Annotated in this window: 16 protein-coding genes; 6 read left to right on the top strand and 10 right to left on the bottom strand. The window is 69.9% G+C overall.

What is annotated here, in order from left to right:
* Positions 1–31: 31 nt before the first annotated feature.
* From ACFVKT_RS31600 to ACFVKT_RS31560, 9 genes are all read right to left on the bottom strand, one after another.
* A complete protein-coding gene (locus ACFVKT_RS31600) occupies positions 32–1,159 on the bottom strand; it encodes a 2Fe-2S iron-sulfur cluster-binding protein (RefSeq protein WP_385737920.1) in 1,128 nt (375 codons plus the stop codon).
* Positions 1,159–1,635, bottom strand: a complete 477-nt coding sequence (gene paaD, locus ACFVKT_RS31595) for a 1,2-phenylacetyl-CoA epoxidase subunit PaaD (protein WP_385737918.1) — start codon at positions 1,633–1,635, stop codon at positions 1,159–1,161. Before paaD ends, ACFVKT_RS31600 begins: the two co-directional genes overlap by 1 nt.
* Positions 1,636–1,727: 92 nt before the next feature.
* The gene (gene paaC / locus ACFVKT_RS31590) at positions 1,728–2,609 is read right to left on the bottom strand and encodes a 1,2-phenylacetyl-CoA epoxidase subunit PaaC (protein WP_385737916.1); all 882 of its coding nucleotides are present in this window, start codon (positions 2,607–2,609) and stop codon (positions 1,728–1,730) included.
* A 67-nt stretch (positions 2,610–2,676) separates the two neighbouring features.
* On the bottom strand, positions 2,677–2,997 hold the full coding sequence (gene paaB / locus ACFVKT_RS31585) for a 1,2-phenylacetyl-CoA epoxidase subunit PaaB (protein WP_385737914.1): 321 nt from the start codon (positions 2,995–2,997) through the stop codon (positions 2,677–2,679).
* Complete coding sequence (paaA, locus tag ACFVKT_RS31580; protein ID WP_385737912.1) at positions 2,994–4,019, bottom strand: 1,2-phenylacetyl-CoA epoxidase subunit PaaA; 1,026 nt, start codon at positions 4,017–4,019, stop codon at positions 2,994–2,996. Before paaA ends, paaB begins: the two co-directional genes overlap by 4 nt.
* A gap of 33 nt (positions 4,020–4,052) precedes the next feature.
* Positions 4,053–4,661 carry a gamma carbonic anhydrase family protein gene (locus tag ACFVKT_RS31575; protein ID WP_385737910.1) on the bottom strand — a complete coding sequence of 203 codons (609 nt, stop codon included), beginning with the start codon at positions 4,659–4,661 and terminating at the stop codon, positions 4,053–4,055.
* A gap of 25 nt (positions 4,662–4,686) precedes the next feature.
* On the bottom strand, positions 4,687–5,895 hold the full coding sequence (locus ACFVKT_RS31570; protein WP_385737909.1) for an FAD-dependent monooxygenase: 1,209 nt from the start codon (positions 5,893–5,895) through the stop codon (positions 4,687–4,689).
* Positions 5,896–5,949: 54 nt separating this feature from the next.
* Positions 5,950–6,504: a flavin reductase family protein gene (locus tag ACFVKT_RS31565; RefSeq protein ID WP_385737907.1), complete on the bottom strand. Its 555-nt coding sequence runs from the start codon at positions 6,502–6,504 to the stop codon at positions 5,950–5,952.
* Entirely contained in the window at positions 6,501–8,093 is a 1,593-nt protein-coding gene (locus ACFVKT_RS31560; protein WP_385737905.1) for a 4-hydroxyphenylacetate 3-hydroxylase family protein, read from the bottom strand. Before ACFVKT_RS31560 ends, ACFVKT_RS31565 begins: the two co-directional genes overlap by 4 nt.
* Positions 8,094–8,354: 261 nt before the next feature.
* Between ACFVKT_RS31560 and ACFVKT_RS31555 the strand changes: the two genes are divergently transcribed.
* From ACFVKT_RS31555 to ACFVKT_RS31535, 5 genes are all read left to right on the top strand, one after another.
* Positions 8,355–9,779, top strand: coding sequence for a class II 3-deoxy-7-phosphoheptulonate synthase (locus ACFVKT_RS31555; protein ID WP_385737903.1), 1,425 nt, complete (start codon positions 8,355–8,357; stop codon positions 9,777–9,779).
* 32 nt (positions 9,780–9,811) lie between these two features.
* Positions 9,812–10,300: a MaoC family dehydratase gene (locus ACFVKT_RS31550; protein ID WP_385737901.1), complete on the top strand. Its 489-nt coding sequence runs from the start codon at positions 9,812–9,814 to the stop codon at positions 10,298–10,300.
* Between the two features lie 315 nt (positions 10,301–10,615).
* Positions 10,616–11,137, top strand: coding sequence for a TetR/AcrR family transcriptional regulator (locus tag ACFVKT_RS31545; RefSeq protein ID WP_385737899.1), 522 nt, complete (start codon positions 10,616–10,618; stop codon positions 11,135–11,137).
* A gap of 16 nt (positions 11,138–11,153) precedes the next feature.
* Positions 11,154–11,885, top strand: a complete 732-nt coding sequence (locus ACFVKT_RS31540; RefSeq protein ID WP_385737897.1) for a siderophore-interacting protein — start codon at positions 11,154–11,156, stop codon at positions 11,883–11,885.
* Between the two features lie 174 nt (positions 11,886–12,059).
* Positions 12,060–13,478 (top strand): condensation domain-containing protein, encoded by a 1,419-nt coding sequence (locus ACFVKT_RS31535; RefSeq protein ID WP_385737895.1) that lies wholly within the window; start codon positions 12,060–12,062, stop codon positions 13,476–13,478.
* A 46-nt stretch (positions 13,479–13,524) separates the two neighbouring features.
* Here the strand turns inward: ACFVKT_RS31535 and ACFVKT_RS31530 are convergent, their stop codons facing one another.
* Positions 13,525–14,847, bottom strand: coding sequence for a phytase (locus ACFVKT_RS31530; protein WP_385737893.1), 1,323 nt, complete (start codon positions 14,845–14,847; stop codon positions 13,525–13,527).
* Positions 14,848–15,244: 397 nt separating this feature from the next.
* On the opposite strand from ACFVKT_RS31530, the gene ACFVKT_RS31525 reads away from it, so the two are divergent.
* On the top strand, positions 15,245–17,155 hold the full coding sequence (locus ACFVKT_RS31525; RefSeq protein WP_385737891.1) for an NAD-binding protein: 1,911 nt from the start codon (positions 15,245–15,247) through the stop codon (positions 17,153–17,155).
* Positions 17,156–17,263 lie beyond the last annotated feature (108 nt).

The following is a 17,263-nucleotide window of genomic DNA, read 5'->3' as shown; positions in this document are numbered from 1 at the left end:
AGGGCTCCTCTCCCCGCCCGGGCATCGCGCCCTAGGCGTCGAAGTCGACGACGATGTGCCGCCCGACCGGCTCCGCCTGGCAGGTCAGCACGAACCCGGACTCGGTCTCGCTCTCCTCCAGCGCGAAGTTCCGCCGCATTCGCGCCTCCCCCTCCACGACGCGGGCGCGGCATGTACCGCACACCCCGCCCCGGCACGAGAACGGGAGGTCGGGCAGGGCGCCCTGCGCGGCGTCCAGAATGGTCGCGCCGCGCGGCACGGAGACGTCCGTACGCCGGCCGTCGAGAATGACCGTAGCGGCGGACACCGGCGACGTTCCCGCCCGCGGAGGAGCGGCGGACGGCGGGTTCGCCGCGTCCGCATCGGCGTAGAACAGCTCCTGATGAATGCGGTTCGCGGAAATGGCCAGGTCCTCGATCAGGAACGTACGGACGCGCCGCACCAGTTGCTGCGGGCCGCAGAGCCACCAGTGGTCCACAGCGGCCGGTTCCGTCTGGATCGCGAGCAGCTCCCTCAGCCGCCTCTCGTCCATCCGGCCGCTCAGCAGCTCCGCCGGACGGCCCTCCCGGGACAGCAGATGGGTCAGTGAGAACCGAGTGCCGTGACGGTCCTTCACATCGGCCAGTTCGTCCGTGAACATTGCGCTGCCGCTGCTGCGGTTGCCGTAGAACAGCGTCACGCTGGAGTGCGGTTGGCGCAGCGCCGTGGCCGCCAGGGACAGCATGGGAGTGATGCCCGAACCGGCCGCCACCATGACGTGCGTGGCCGGACGGGTGAGGTCGGCGGTGAACCCACCGCTCGGCGGCTGCACCTCGATCCGGTCTCCCGGCTGCAGTTCGTCCACGAGCCACCCGGACACCAGACCGCCTTCGACCTTGCGCACACCGATCCGCAGGGGTGTGCCCTCCGGCGTGCAGATCGAGTAACTCCGCCGCTCCTCCTGTCCGTTGACGGTGTGCCGCAGGGTCAGGGCCTGTCCTGCCCGGAATGTGAAGAGTCCGGCGAGGCGGTCAGGGACCTCGAACGAGATCACGACGGCGCCCGGGCACGAGCGGTCGATTCCGGTCACCGACAGCGGGTGAAACGCCCGGCGTTCACGGCGGCCGGGCAGCGGAGCGGCCGGGGGTTCCGCGGGGGCCGACGCCACAGGCGTGACCATCAGATCTCCTTGAAGTGCTCGAAGGGCTCACGGCACGACCCGCAGCGCCACAGGGACTTGCACGCGGTGGCGCCGAACCTCGATATCTCCGCCGTGTCGGTGCTGTCGCAGCGCGTGCACGGCGGGCTGTACCGCGCCGTGGGGAGGGACAGCCAGACCGTTCCCGTCCTTCCCGCGGGGACGGGGCCCGGCGGGGAGATGCCGTGCTCGCGCAGCTTCCTGCGTCCCGAGTCCGTGATCCACTGCGAGGACCACGGCGGATCCAGCAGCGTGCGGACCTCGACGTCGGTGAACCCCTCCGCGCGGATACGCCGTGCCAGGTCGTTTCTCATGGTCTCGATCGCGGGGCACCCCGTGTAGGTGGGCGTGATGTCCACTCGTACCCGCCCCGACGGCAGCACCGCCACCTCGCGGAGGACACCGAGTTCCGCCAGGGTCAGCATGGGGAGTTCGGGGTCGGTGACGCTCTCAGCCACCCGGCGGCACGCCTCCGTAGCGGTCCGCCACCGGGTCTGCGACTGCGTCTGTGCCTGCCCTTGAGTCTGCGTCTGCCCGAGACTGTCCACGCTCACCAGACAGCTCCAGGGTAGGCACGTGCCACGCTCTGCATCTCGGTGAGCAGGGCCGGCAACGCCTCGCTGTGGCTGCCGTCGCGCCCGCCCGCGCGGGTGACGGGCGGCGGGTTCGCAGAGTCGTACAACTCGATGCCCGCGGCGGCGAGCACCGCGTCGAGCGCCTGCTCGACATCCGCCCGGACGTCCGCGGCCGGTACGGCGCAGCCCGCCACGGCCAACCGGCGTTCCACGTCGTGCGTGACGAACAACTCCGGAAGCAGGGGCCGCAGTCGCTGCCAGGCCCGCTGGGTACGGGCCCGCGAGTGTGCCGTGCCGTCGCCGAGTCGCACGGCCCAGTGCGCCGCGAAATCCCGGTGGTAGGCGATTTCCCGCACGCCTCTGACCGCGACCGCGGCCAGCGTGGGGTCCGTGGACGAGGCGAGGCTCGACAGAAGCGCCCCTCTCCAGGTGGAGAACACCAGCAGCCTCAGCACGCAGTCCGCGAAGTCCTCGTGCGCGTCCTCGACGAACAGCACATTGCGGAAGGCGTCCGGGTCGCGCAGGAATGCCAAGGAGTCCTCGTCCCGGCCGGCCCGCTCGACATGGCCCGCCCTGCCGAGCAGGAGTCGTGCCTGCCCCAGCAGATCGAGCCCGAAGTTCGCGAGCGCCACCTCGACTTCGAGCTCCGGGGCCCGGGTGCACCACTCGATGAGCCGCTGGGTGAAGACCAGAGCGTCGTCGCCGAGCATCAGGCAGTAGGAGAACAGGTCCTGTGCGTCGACCCCCCGCGGGATGTCCGCCTCCAGTTCGGGAGCGGAGGTGTCGAAGCCGGTGCCGAAGGTCCCGTCCGCTTCCAGTTCCGCGATGTCGGTGTCCTGCGACAAATGATCATTCATCGTGATTCTCGCGTTCTGCCGCGCCGTGTACCGGCGTCCGCTGGGGCCGTTCCGTTCCCAAGGCGCCTCAGATGTGGGGTACGTCATCGGGGATCACATAGAAGGTCGGATTCCGGTACGCCTTGTCCTGGCTGGGCGTGAAGAAGGGGTCCTTCTCGTCCGGACTGCTGGCGGCCAGTGCGTCGGTGGGGACCACCCAGATGCTCACTCCTTCGTTGCGCCGGGTATAGAGATCCCGGGCACTGCGCAGCGCCATCTGCTTGTCCGCGGCACGCAGCGAGCCGACATGGGTATGACTCAGCCCCCGCCTCGGGCGGACGAAAACCTCGAAAAGCGGCCAGGAATTCACGGATCCCGCGCTGTCGGTCCGGTCGGTGGTGTCGCTCATCGCGTCCCGCCTTCCGACGGCGCCGGGTGCGCCGGGTGCGCCGTCGGCCCGTTGTGCTCGTTGCGTTCCTTGTGCTCCTTCTTCCGCTGCTTCGCCGCGTGTGCGGCCGCTGCCTCGCGCACCCAGACGCCGTCGTCATGCGCGGCTTTCCTGCGGGCGATACGTTCCGCGTTGCAGGGGCCGTCGCCCTGCACCACCCGTTCGAAATGGGCCCAGTCAGGCGCTCCGAACGCGTAGCCGCCCTGTTCCTCGTCCCAGCGGATCTCGGGGTCGGGAAGAGTGACCCCAAGGGCCTGGGCCTGGGGAACGGCCATGTCCACGAAGCGCTGCCGCAGCTGGTCGTTGGTGTGCCGCTTGATGCGCCATGCCATGGACCGGGCGGTATTGCGCGAGCGTGCGTCGGGCGGCCCGAACATCATCAGCGCCGGCCACCACCAGCGGTTCGTCGCCTCCTGTACGGCCTCGCGCTGCTGTTCGGTGCCGTGCATCATCGTCGCGAGGAGCTCGTACCCCTGGCGCTGGTGGAAGGACTCCTCCTTGCAGATCCTCACCATCGCCCGGCCGTAGGGGCCGTAGGACGTGCGGCACAGGGGGACCTGGTTGCAGATGGCGGCGCCGTCGACCAGCCAGCCGATCACTCCGACGTCGGCGTAGTCCGTCGTCTCGTAGTTGAACACCGAGGAGTATTTCTGGCTGCCGTCGATGAGGCGTTGGGTCAGGTCCTCCCGGTCGGCACCGAGCGTCTCGGCCGCGGAGTACAGATACAGGCCGTGCCCGGCCTCGTCCTGGACCTTGGCCAGCAGGATCGCCTTGCGGCGCAGGCTGGGGGCGCCGGCCAGCCACGTCGCCTCCGGCTGCATACCGATGATCTCGGAGTGGGCGTGCTGGGCGATCTGCCGGATCAGGGTCGCGCGATAGGGCTCGGGCATCCAGTCCCGAGGCTCGATGCGTCCGTCCTCGGCGATCGTCCGGTCGAAGTGCCTTTGGAGCGGCCCGGCCTCCTCGGCCACGGACACGGTCATCTCTCTTCACCTGCCTCTCTTGCTGTCCCGGCCTCAGCGGACCCGGAATTCGTGCAGAGTGACGTGCTCGGGTTCGGCGGGGCGCGCGTTGTCGGCGGCGTCCGGCTCGGTGAGGGCCTGCGCCGGGTGAAGGCCGGCGAGGCAGCGTTGCGCCAGCTTCTGGTACTGAGCGGTTCCGTTGCCCTTCCAGGCGATCTCGTCCGCTGTGAGCTCGCGCAGCACCTTGGCGGGGCTTCCCGCCACAAGGTGCCGCTCCGGTACGTGGAAGCCGGACTTGACGAAGCTGCTCGCGCCGACGAACGCCTGTGGTCCGACGACCACGCCGTCCATAAGTACGGCCTTCATGCCGATGAGGCTGTCGCGGCCAACCCTGCAGCCGTGCAGCACACTGCCGTGCCCCACATGGCCGTCCTCCTCGACGACCGTGTCGGCTCCGGGGAAGCAGTGCAGGACACAGCAGTCCTGCACATTGGAGCCCGCTCGCAGTTCGACACTGCCGAAGTCGCCCCGAAGGCTCGCGAGGGGACCGACATAGCACCCGGGCCCGACGACGACCGAGCCGATCAGTACGGCGTCGGGGTGGACGAAGGCCGTGGGGTGGACGACGGGGACGTTTCCTTCGAAGGCGTAGATCCTTGCCATGGTCCTTCTCACCATTCGTCGGCTGTCAGACAGAAGCCGGGGCCGAGGGCGACCGCAGCTCCCCGAGGGCGTCGTGCCCGTGGATCCAGGCGAGGTCCTCGGGCAGGCCGGTCAACCGGATGTTGCGCGCCTCCGCTTCGGGCCCGTCGGGCAGCTGGAAGCAGGCGGCGTTCTTGCGCGAGCCGGTCTGCAGCAGACGGGTGCGCGGCCGCCGCAGCTGCTCGTAGGTACGCAGGGCCCCCTCGACCCCGTCGGCGTCCGCGCCGCCGAGGACGTGCGCGAGGACCACGGCGTCCTCCAGTGCCTGGTTCGCGCCCTGCCCGTGGTGCGGCAGCATCGCGTGGGCGGCGTCGCCGAGCAGTGTCACCGGGCCCGAACTCCAAGTCCGCTGCGGTTCACGGTCGTACAGGGCCCAGCGTCCGGGGCGCTCGCAGGCGCCGAGGATCTCGGTGACGAACGGATGCCAGCCGTCGAAGGCGGCCAGCAGCTCGGCGGTCTCGCCCTCCGTCGACCACGACTCGATGGTCCATTCGCGGTCGGGGACGACGGCCAGGAAGTTCAGGGCGCTGCCGCCGGCCACCGGATAGGCGATGAAGTGCCTGCCGGGACCCAGCCACAACCACAGCACCGACTCCACGAGTTGGGGAACGTGGCCCAGTCGTTCCATCGGAACCAGGGCGCGGTACCCACTGGATCCCGAGAACACGGCGTCCTCGGGTCCGAAGACGCTGTGACGCACCACGGAATGGATACCGTCGGCTCCGATCACCGCGTCGGCTTCCACCTCGGTGCCGTCCTCGAAGCGGATCGTGGCTCCCTTTCCGGTCTTCTCCACACCGGTGCAGCGCGCTCCGAGACGGATGTGCTCCGCACCGAGCTCGGTGATCAGAGCCTGCTGAACCGCCGCTCGTTCCACGGTCCAGAAAGGTGCCTTGAACCGTTCCTCGTACGCTCCGGCCAGCGGATGCGACACCATGGACCGGCCCGTACGCCAGTGCCGGAAGTCGGCTCGCCGGGGCGCGACGGCCGATCCTCGCAGGCGCTCGGCGACTCCCACCTCCCGAAGCGCCCGGTGGCCGTTGGCGCCGACGGCGATACCGGCGCCCTGGTGGGCCACCTCCCGCGCCTGTTCGTGGACGACCACCTCGATTCCCTGCCGCCGCAGTCCGATGGCGGCGGCCAGGCCGCCTACGCCGCCGCCCACGACAGCCACGTACGGGCGCCTGCCGGCCATGGTGTCTCCTCTCCTGATTCCCTGATCCTGTTCACTGACGGTGGGTTCTGCCGGTCACTTCGACGATGTGATCGCGGTGAAAGCGCCTCGATGGAAGACCAGCGGATCGTCATCGCGGCCGGTGGCGCCCAGCACCCTCCCGACGACGAGTACGTGGTCACCGAGTGTCTGGGTCAGATGCAGCTCGCACTCCAGGGTGCCGGGGCCTTCCGGCAGAACCAGGCATCCGGTGTGCGGTCCGACTGCCCAGTCCGCGGCCTGCTCCACCGGAGGGCGTTCGGCGGCAGGTGCGGTGAGCACACCCACCAACGAGCGCGCCTGGTTTCCCAAGAACGAGACGGCCCACTGACCGGTTGTCCGCACCCGCTTCAGAAAGGTGGAGTCGTCGCGCAGACACATGGACACGAGGGGCGGGTCGAGGGAGACCGAGGTGAACGAGTTCACCGCGATGGCATCGTGGCGTGGCCCGGCCGGGCCCTCGAAGCGGGTCGATACCGCGCACACACCTGTCACGAACTGCCCGAGAATGCGCCTCAGTTGGGTGTTGTCCAGAACATCGGGGGCAGCGTGCGGTGCGGTAGGGCCGGCCGCAGAGGTGCCCGTGGTCACCGTGCGCCCTCGGCAGGGACCACGGCCACGGGGCTCTGCGTGCCACCACCGATGACGGTGGTGTCCTTGGGGTTGATGAGGTCGGGGACCGTCCAGCCGTTCTCGTCGTACTCGGACAGGCACCTGTCGACGAGCTGCTTGTACTCCTCGAACTTCCCCGAATGCTGCTGGGCATGGAGCGCTTCGTAGCGGATCTGCTCGTGGTTGCCCGCGTAGTTCATTTCGTACAGCTCCCACCGGGCGCCGAACTCCGTCCCGACGGCGTCCCACGCCAGCTTCATGAGCTTCGTGCGGTCGATCGCCTCAACGCCCAGGCCGCGAACATACTTGTCCAGGTAGGGCCGGACCTCGGGGTTCGACCAGTCGAGAGCGTGGGAGTTGTTGTAGATCAGTGCGCTGCCCAGATCCCGCAGGAAGACCTCGCGGACCTTGGGGAAGATGGAGGAGGACAGCACGCGGAAGGCCATCGCCGTCTCACCGTTCGGAGTGACGGTTCCGTCCGGCCACTTGGTCGGGTTCTCGGCCATGGAGTCCACCAGGGCCCAGAACATATTGCGATACGCGAGGACCTCACCGAGCCGGCTCTGCACCCCGCGGAACTCCGAAGTGCCCGTCGTCTCCAGCCCCTTGGCCAGCAGGCCGGTCAGGAAGTCCATCTTCACGGCGAAGCGGACACAGGCATGGAACATGGCACGGTAGAAGAATCCCGAGCCATAGAAGAAGTTGTTCGCCTTGTCCACGTCGTAGCAGAAGACGTTCTCCCAGGGAATGAGGACCTGGTCGAAGACGAGAATTCCGTCGTTCTCGTCCAGACGGCTGCTCAGCGGCTGGTCGAAGGGGCTGCTGACGGTGGCCGCGGAGAACTCGTACGACGGCCGGGAGATGATCTTCAGGCCGGGGCTGTTGGTCGGCACGATGAAGTACGCCGAGAAGTCCTTGGCGCCGTCCGGGATACGGCCGTAGCTGCCGATGAAGATGTGCTGGGTGAGCGCCGCGCCGGTGCCCACCACCTTGGCACCGGAGACGACGAGGCCGGCGTCCGTCTCCCGGTCCACCGTCAGCATCACGTCCCGCAGCTCGGTGAGGCCGCGGTTACGGTCGATCGGCGGATTGACGATGCCGTGGCCGATGAACAGGACGTTCTCCTGGGCCTTGCGGTACCAGGCGGACGCGTTGTCCTCGAACGGCGCGTAGTGCTCCTTGTTGGAGCCCAGCGTCGACAGGAAGGCGGCCTTGAAGTCCGGGGTGCGCCCCATCCAGCCGTACGTCATGCGCGCCCACTCCTCAATGGCCCGCGCGGACGCCCTCAAGTCACCCGACGTGTAGGGCGCCTTGAAGTAGGGGTGGGTGAACCCTCCGTTGCCGGTGTCGGTCGGGACCACCAGCTTGCTGTTGCGCTCGGGGTCGTGCAGCGCGTCGTACAACCGGGCGACCATACGGGCGTTGTTGCGGAAGGCGGGGTGGGTCGTGACGTCCGCCACCCGCTCGCCGTAGATCCTCACTTCCCGGCCGTCATCGAGGCTCTGCAGGTATTCGTCCCCTGTCTGCGGGCGGGTCACGGTCCCGGGCGGGGTGGCGGTGCTGCTCATGTAGGGATCACCTTTCGAGGCCGGTCGTCTGGCAGAAGCAGGGCGCCGGCTTCGAGTGCCGTTGCTTGCGCCTGGCGAAATCCTTCCGGAGGCAGACCGTCCCCGACAGTCGGCCGCTGGGGCTAGTACCCGGGTATTAGATCCGCCCTGCTAGCCCCAACGACCCACTGCACACGCCCTGTTCACCCATGCCAAGCTGCGCGCACGGCCAACCGCAACCCCGTGCCGGCCCTCGGAACAGAAGGTGTTGAGGTTCTCTCCGTGGAGAATTCGCATAACGAATCGTGGCGGACACTGCCCGCAGCACAGCAGCCCGACTGGCCCGATCCCGCCGCGCTGCAATCGACCGTGTCGACCCTGTCCTCCGCGCCACCGCTGGTGTTCGCGAGCGAGTGCGACACCCTGCTCGACCGTCTCGGCGAGGTGGCCCGTGGCAAGGCCTTCCTGCTGCAGGGCGGCGACTGCGCCGAGACCCTCGACTCGGTGAGCGCAGAATCCGTCCGCAACAAGCTGGAAGTCCTGCTCCAGATGGCCGCCGTACTCACCTACGCGGCCGCCGTTCCCGTGGTCAAGGTCGGCCGCCTCGCCGGCCAGTACGCCAAACCCCGTTCACAGAACACCGAGACCCGCGACGGTGTCACCCTGCCCTCGTACCGGGGCGATGCCGTCAACGGACTGGAGTTCACCGCCGAGTCCCGCGTCCCCGACCCGGCACGCCTCCAGCGCATCTACCATGCGTCCGCCGCGACGCTCAATCTGCTCCGCGCCTTCACCGCCGGAGGGCACGCGGACCTCGACCGCGTCCACGAGTGGAACCGTGATTTCGTGGCCCTCTCCCCCGCGGGCCGCCGCTACGAGCGGCTGGCGGACGAGATCGACGCGGCACTCGGCTTCATCCGCGCCTGCGGCATGAACGCCTCGACCCTGCGCACCACCGAGGTGTTCGCCAGCCACGAGGCGCTGTTGCTCGACTACGAGTCCGCCCTGGTACGCACGGATCCCGACACGGGGAAGCGGTACGCACTGTCCGGGCACATGGTCTGGATCGGTGAACGCACCCGCCAGCTCGACGGCGCCCACGTCGCGTTCGCGGCCCAGGTGAGCAACCCCGTCGGCGTGAAACTGGGACCCGACGCCGACGCCGACGCCGTACGGACCCTGATCGACCGGCTCGATCCGCACCGCACGCCCGGTCGTCTGACGTTCATCGCGCGGATGGGGCGCGGCCGGGTACGCGACCGGCTGCCCGGCCTGGTCGAGGCCGTGCGTGCGACCGGTGCCGAGGTGGTGTGGACCTGCGACCCCATGCACGGCAACACCTTCACCGCCCCGAGCGGCCACAAGACCCGGCGCTTCGACGACATCCTCGACGAGATCACCGGCTTCTTCGAGGTGCACAGGGCACTGGGCACCCACCCGGGTGGCGTGCATGTGGAACTGACGGGTGAGGACGTCACCGAATGCGTGGGGGGAGGCAGCGAAGTCCGCTCCGACAACCTGCACCTGCGGTACGAGACCGCGTGCGACCCTCGCCTCAACCGGGACCAGTCGATGGACCTGGCCTTCCGGGTCGCCGAGTGGTACAGCGCCGAGAAGCGCCGTCTCACCCGGCCCCGCCCCGAACCTGTCTCCATACGTCCCCCGGCCGTGCCCGCGTACGCGGACTACGCGGCGTCCCTCACCTGAGCACCGGCCGGCCAGTACGGAGGACAGACACCTTGCGGCACTTCGAAAGCTTCCCCGTGGGCAGCACCTACGAGTTGGGGTCCACCCGGCTCTCCAGCGAGGACATCATCGGCTACGCCCGCTCCTGGGACCCCATGCCCTTCCATCTCGATCCGGTGGCGGCACGGAGCTCGCCCTTCGGCGGCCTCGTGGCCAGTGGCTGGCACACCGGGGCGGTGATCATGGGCCAGTTCGTGCGCGCGCTGCTCGCGGACTCCGCTTGTGAGGGCTCGTACGGAATGGACGAAGTCCGCTTCCTGAGTCCCGTACGCCCCGGTGACGAACTACGCGGGCGCGCCACCGTGGAAGACGCCTCCCCGCACCCCCGGCGTCCGGAGACAGGCACGGTGCGCTTCGTCGTCGAAGCCGTCAACCAGCGGGGCGAGGCGGTGTACCGGATGCGTACGCGGCTGCTGTTCGGCCGCGGGCAAAGAGGCGACGTACCCGCGGACCGGCCCGAGGCCACCGTCGCACACCCCTGAGGCCGGGCCCCACGCCCGGCCGTCCGAGAGGTCCCGTTCCTCCCCGGCACTCCCCCGTCGGGGAGGAACGGGACTCCCTACCCCTTTGACCATACGCACCGTTGCGTCTAGTCTCTTTGTGTCGATCTTCCAGGAGGTCACGGTCACACGACGCGACGAGGAGGCCACGTCATCGAGGAACAGCACGGCAGACCGCAGACGGCCATCGCGCCTCCGACGCGGCGCACAAAGACCGGGCCACAGCGCAGCGAGGCCGCGCGCGCCGCCGTTCTGCGGGCCACCGACGACCTGCTGGTCGATGTCGGCTTCCACACCATGACGGTCAGCGCGATCGCCCAGCACGCGGGAGTCGCCAAGCAGACCATCTACCGTTGGTGGCGTTCCAAGGTGAGCATCCTCATCGACGTCCTGGAGGAGGACCTTCCGGACGAAGCACCCTGGCCGGCTCGGCCGAAGCCGCCCGAGGCCGCCCTGGAACACCATGTGCTCCACTTGAGCGCCGTCTTCACGCGGTCCTCCACCGGACACGTGCTGTTCGTCCTGATCGGTCACGCCCTGCAGGACCCCGCGACCGCCGTCGTACTGCGTGATCAGGTACTGAGCCATCGGCGCCGGTACGACCTCGACCGACTCCACGCCGCCCTCGCCGACGGTCCTCCGCGCGCCCTGAACGGGCACAAGGCCGGCCAGCTTCTCGACCTGACGGTGGGTCCCGCCTTCTACCGGGCCTTCATGACCGGACAGCCGATGGATCCGGGGTTCGTCAAGCGCCTGACCGCCGCCGCTGTGGGTGCCTGTCACGGCTCCACGCCGCCCCGGCCCTCTCCCTCCGACTGAAAGGCTGTCACCTCTCATGTTCCGCCCACGCCGTACCCGCTACACCGCCACGGTGGAGTCGGTCTCCCTGATCGCCCCGCGCATGGCCCGCATCACCCTGGGAGGGTCCGGCATGTCGGGCTTCCAGTGCGACGAACCCACTCAGTGGGTGAAGCTGTTCGTGACCGATCCGCTGGACGGGCAGACGGTGGGCCGGGCCTACACCGTCCGTCACTACTCCGCCCAGGAACAGCGGATCGACGTCGACGTGGTCCTGCACGGGAAAGGGCCGGCCGCGCGCTGGGCAGAAGCCGCGGTACCCGGCCAGGAAGTCTCCTTCGGAGGGGCCAGGGGGTCCTTCCGCCTCGACGCCGACGCCGGTTTCCACCTCCTGGCGGGCGACGAGAGCGCCCAGCCCGCGGTCCTCACCATCGCCGAGAGCCTGCCGCCCGGCACTCGCGGCGCCGTATACCTGGAAGTGGAGGGACCACAGGCCGAAGTCCCGGTGAACCTGCGGGCCGACCTCGACATCGTGTGGGTCCACCGGGCCGCGAGCATGCCGAAGGGCGAAGCTCTGCGTGACGCGGTCCTCAAGGCATCTGTTCCGCAGGGGCGACTGGCGCCCTGGGCGGCGGGGGAGTCCGGTGCCGTCAGGGAGATCCGCCGCCACTTCACGGACGGCCTCGGCCTGGACCGCCGCCAGGTATACGCGAAGGGCTACTGGAAGCTGGACGAGGCCGACCACCGCGATCCGCTGGCCTCGGACTGACCGGGCGTGTGCGGGGCACTCACGTGTCCCGGCAGCGGGCAAGCTCCCAGGTCCGTCCGTTCGCCTCCCGTTCGGCCACGGCGTTTCTTTCCGATCATCCGAATCGTTGGTCCGGTCGTGTCCGCCCCTCCACTGCCCTGGCAGCATCCGGAGGGCATGCGAACGGAGAGCTCAGTGCGATTGACCGACATCCAGCGTTGCGAGATCCGGCCCGGATGTCTCGTGGAGTGGACGCTGCACCCCAAGACCGTCGAGGCGGCGGCCGAACTGCCGGAGGACGGCAGACCGCCCGCGTACGTGCAGGAGTCCCATGTCCGGACGGCGCGAACAGTGCGGGAGGACGGGTTGTTCGTGCCCACCTGGCTGGGCACCGCCTTCGACATCCCGGGGAAGGTCGACCTCGATGTGCTCCAACGCGCCTTGCGGGACTGGACACTTCGGCACGAGACGCTGCGCAGCGGGTTCCGCTGGGTCGGCGACGACATGCGCCGGTTCACGCTGGACGCCGAGGCCGTCGTACTGCACCGCGAGGACGTCGGCGACTTCGCCGAAGCGGCCACGCTGACCCGGTATCTGCAGGACCGTTTCGACGTCGCCGCCGACGCGCTCAGCTGGCCGAACTTCATCTACACCGCGGTCGTACGGGAGGACGGCGCGAGCGTTTACATGGCGTTCGACCACAGCAACGTCGACGCGTACTCGCTCCACCGCATCGCCTCCGAGATCCATGAGCTCTACGAAGCCGGCCTCGAAGGACGCGCGTTGGCCGCGGCGCCGGTCGCCAGTTACGTCGACTTCTGTGCGATCGAGCGTGCGCAGGCCGACCAGATCGACGACACGCACGCGATCGTCGCCCGCTGGCGGGAGTTCATCGCCCAGTGCGACGGGAAACTGCCCGGCTTCCCCGTCGACCTCGGCCTCGACCCCGAAGGGCCATTGCCGGCGCAGAAGTTCATGCACGAGATGCTGGTGGACGACACGGACGCGGCCGCCTTCGAGGCGTACTGCCGGCCGTACGGCGGAAGCCTGGTCGGCATTCTCGCGGCCACCGCCCTCATCGTCCGCGAGATCGGCGGGCAGGAGGTGTACCGCACCGTCGTGCCGTTCCACACCCGCGCGAAGTCCAAGTGGTCGGACTCGATGGGCTGGTACGTGGGCGGCGCGCCGATCGAGATTCCGGTGGCCCGCGCCACGGACTTCGACAGCGCGCTGGAGATGGTCCGCGCCGCACTGCGGGAGAGCCGGCCGCTGTCGCGGATGCCCATCGCCCGCGTACTGCGCCTGCTGGGCTCCGACTTCCGGCCCACCTCCCCCGACCTGTACTCGATCGTCTCGCTCGTCGACTCGCGCGCCACCCCGGGCTCGGAGCGGTGGCAGGAACTGAAGGCGTACGGGCTGATCCGCATCTCGTACGGCGACCAGGTGTGCGCCTGGCTCACCAGGGTCCACGAGGGCCTCCAGTTCGCCTGCCGCTACCCGGCCACCGACATCGCGTACAAGAACATGCGGCTCTACGCCGAGGGGCTGCGGGAGTACATCCTCTCGGTCGCCGGCAGCCGGGAGAAGGAGTTGGCCGCCCGCGCCCGGGTCTGAGGTACGGGGGCGGCCGACACCGGGCCGCGCCTCGCTCGTACGTCCGTCACAGACCTGCCGCGTCCGCCACGGCGCCCAGGTCGACGAACTTGAAGCCCGTCGCCGTGCGCGTGCCGCCCTCCCCGTCCGGCACCTCCGGGGTCTCGGCACCGTCCTGCACGACGAGCAGGCCGCGCGGATAACGCTTGCCCAGTGGGGCGTTGAGGATCGCCGCGCCGTCGCATTCCTCCACGCTGTCAAGCGTCTGCGAGGCCGCGCCGACACGGAAGCCTCCCTCGTACGCGTTGCCCTTGCGGACGTCACGGTCGTACAGGGCGAAGGTGTTGTCGCCCTGGCTTGAGGCGAGGAGGTGGCCTTCGCCGCCCCGCTCCTGGAGCAGGGTCAGACCCTCGACGTCGGCGGACAGATGCGTGCCGCCGTAGCCGGGGTCCGTGCCGGGCACGCACTCCTCGGTGGCCTCGTCGTAGACGCCGGGGACGCCGAACTCCTTTGTCCTGTCTACCAGTACGGGCTTGCCGGTGAGGTCGGCGCGCAGCCGCCAGATGCCGATGTCCTCCTGGCCTGCGTAGAGCGTGCCGGTGACCGGGTCGACGACCATGCCCTCGACCTGCGGGAGTTCGCCGGGCTCGGCGCAGGGGCTCCACGAAGTGCCGTCGGGCAGCCGGAAGGTGGAGGGCAGGTCGAGGGTGCGCACCTTGCGGTAGCCGACCTTGCCGCCCGCCGCCGGGACCAGTTCGAGCAGCGCGAGCCGGGTCAGCTCCCGCTGGCTGACCAGCGCGTACGTCCGCCCGGTGGCCTTGTTCGTCCAGGTGGCGAGGCCGTACGTGGTCCGCTGGTCGTTGATCTCGCTCTGGTCGGCGGAGAACACGGGCGCGGCCGCCGGGTCGGTGATGTCGCTCAGCGGGCCGCCACGGCGGGACGGGTCGATGCGGTAGATCCGGAGGCGGTCGTTGCCGCGGTCGCTCACCACCGCCACGTCGGCCCGGCCGGCGGAGGTGCGCAGCCCGGAGACGAGGTCGACGTTGTTGAAGCGGCCCGGGGCGTCGTCCTCGGCGGGCGGCTTCGGGGCGGCCAGGGACTGCACCAGGCGGGCGTCCAGGTCGTAGACCTTCAGGCCGCCCTCCTTGGCGGTGGCGACGACGAGACTGCGCCCGGGGTCGGCGGTGTTCCGCCAGATCGCCGGGTCGTCCGCGTCGGAGTTGCCGCCCGCCTCGTCGTCGTACAGAGCGGCCGACTCGCTGGTGGCCGTCACCACCGGCAGCCCGGCGGTGCCCGCCCCCGCGGGGGATGCCGCGACGAGGGAGAGGGAGACCAGCGCGGTGCCCAGGGCGAGGGCGGCGGCTCTCTGCGGGATGCGATGCGATCTCACAGGGATCAGACCTCTTACGGGGATCAGACCTCTTACGGGGCTCACGGACGCTTCCTTACTGTCGGCGAAGTCGGTCGCTACGAGTGTCGAGGACATGCCGATGGCGCGTGGGGAAGCTTGCGCCAAGAGAGCCGCCAACTGCCCATGCTGTCATGGGGAGTTCGGTGGTGCGTCAGCGGAAGTTCGCCTGAACTTGTGGCGCATCGGGCGACCGCCACGTACGCCCCTCGTCGGCAGGCCCGGTGGAACCACCCGTACAGGTGAGGCAGTCTTCTCTCCCGTGGTGAACCTTCCGTCTCAGAGCGCATCGAACGCAGCGGGCGCATCGCGCCCATCGGGCTCAGGCTCGTCGGGCGCGGCAGGCTCGCCGGGCGCGTCAACCGACCCCACCGCGCACATGATCGTGTCCGGGGACGACGCCCTGGCGCACCGGCTGGCCGCCGAGCTGCGCGGGGTGTACGGGGAGCAGGTGACCCTGGTCGTGCCGCCCGCCCATCGCAGCGTGCGTCCGCCGGTGGTGGGGCGGACGCGGGCCACCGCGCTGTTCGACCGGGTGTCCGCGGCGGTGAACCGGGCCGCCGGGAACGGCGATGCGGCGAACAACCGGACGGCCGAACCCCCGGGCACCGAGCGCGTGTTGGAGGCCGCCGAGCTCACCGAGTCGGTGCTCTCCGACGCGGGCGTGGAGCGGGCCGCCGCGTTGGCGCTGGTGTATGACGACGACGAGACGAACATCCGGGCCGCGCTCACCGCCCGACGGCTCAACCCGCGTATCCGGCTGGTCCTGCGCCTCTACAACCGGCGCCTCGGCCAGCACATCGAGGCCCTCCTCGACCAGGCCTCGGCACTGGCCGCCGCCGGCGAGGGCGGGGACACCGGCGGGTTCGACGCGTCCACCACCGTCCTGTCCGACGCCGACACCGCCGCGCCTGCACTGGCCGCGACCGCCGTGGCCGGCACCAGCAAGGTCGTCCAGACGGACGGGCTGATGCTGCGCGCCGTGGAACGCCCGCCGCCCGCTCCCGGAGAGGTCGCCGATCCCGGGCTGTGCACCCTGGCGCTGCTGTCCGCCACCGCCAGCGACCCCGCGGGCGCCGACGGATCCGAGAGCAGTGGCGCGCAGGGGCCGCGGCTGCTGCCCGACGAGAGTGCGATCGCCGCCGCCACCGGGCGCGGCACCGTCGTACTGGAGACCGTCTCCTACTCCGGGCCCTCCTCGTCCCCGGGGCGCAGCGTCGTGCCCTTCGGCTCGCTGATGTCGCGGCGGCTGCGGTGGTCGTTCGCGGGCCTGGTGGCCTGTGTGATCGGCCTCGCGGTCGCGTCGGTGTTCGTCACCGGTGAGCATCCGCTGCGTGCCACGTATCTGACGCTGCTCGATCTCTTCGGCATCAACGACCCCGCGATCGGGCGGCCGATGGGGGAACAGGTACTTCAACTCCTCTCCGGGCTCGTCGGGTTGCTGCTTCTTCCGGTACTCCTCGCCGCCGTCCTTGAGGCGCTCGGCACCTTCCGCAGCGGGTCCGCGCTGCGGAGGCCGCCGCGCGGTCTTTCCGGGCACGTGGTGCTGCTCGGGGTCGGCAAGATCGGCACGCGCGTGCTGGCGCGCCTGCGTGAGCTGCACATTCCGGTCGTCTGCGTCGAGGCCGACCCCGAGGCGCGGGGGCTGGCGCTGGCCCGGCGGCTGCGGGTGCCTGTGGTGCTCGGCGATGTGACGCAGGAAGGAGTCCTGGAGGCCGCCAAGATCCATCGGGCGCACGCGCTGCTCGCGTTGACCAGCGCGGACACGACGAATCTGGAGGCCGCGCTGTACGCCCGGACCGTGCAGCCCGATCTGCGGGTGGTGCTCCGGCTGTACGACGACGACTTCGCGACCGCCGTGTACCGGACCCTGCGGGCCGCTCATCCGGGTGCGCTCACCCGGAGCCGGAGTGTGTCCCATCTGGCGGCGCCCGCGTTCGCCGGGGCGATGATGGGGCGGCAGATTCTCGGGGCGATTCCGGTGGAGCGGCGGGTGTTGCTGTTCGCGGCGCTGGATGTGGGCGGGCATGCGCAGTTGGAGGGTCGGACGGTGGGGGAGGCGTTTCGGGCGGGGGCGTGGCGGGTGCTGGCGCTGGACACGGACCCGCGGCCTGCGTCGTCGCCGCGGTCCTCCTCGTCGCCGAGGGCCCCTCGGTCTTCTTCTGGACTGGTGTGGGACCTTCCCCCCACGTACGTGCTGCGGGCTGAGGATCGGGTGGTGTTGGCGGCGACTCGGCGGGGGTTGGCGGAGTTGCTGGGGCGGCGGGCTCGGGAGCGGGCGGGGGCGTGAGGGGGGGGTGGGGGTGGTTTTTTCGCCCCCTCCGCCCCTACCCGTCCCTTGCGTCTGGGGCTCCGCCCCAGACCCCGCTCCTCAAACCCCGGAGGGCAGAAGTGTCTT

Origin of the sequence: Streptomyces sp. NPDC127595, from assembly GCF_042671685.1 — a bacterium.
In the GTDB taxonomy this organism is placed as follows: domain Bacteria; phylum Actinomycetota; class Actinomycetes; order Streptomycetales; family Streptomycetaceae; genus Streptomyces.
The sequence above is the reverse complement of the archived record's forward strand: the minus strand, read 5'-3'. Positions and strand labels throughout refer to the sequence as shown.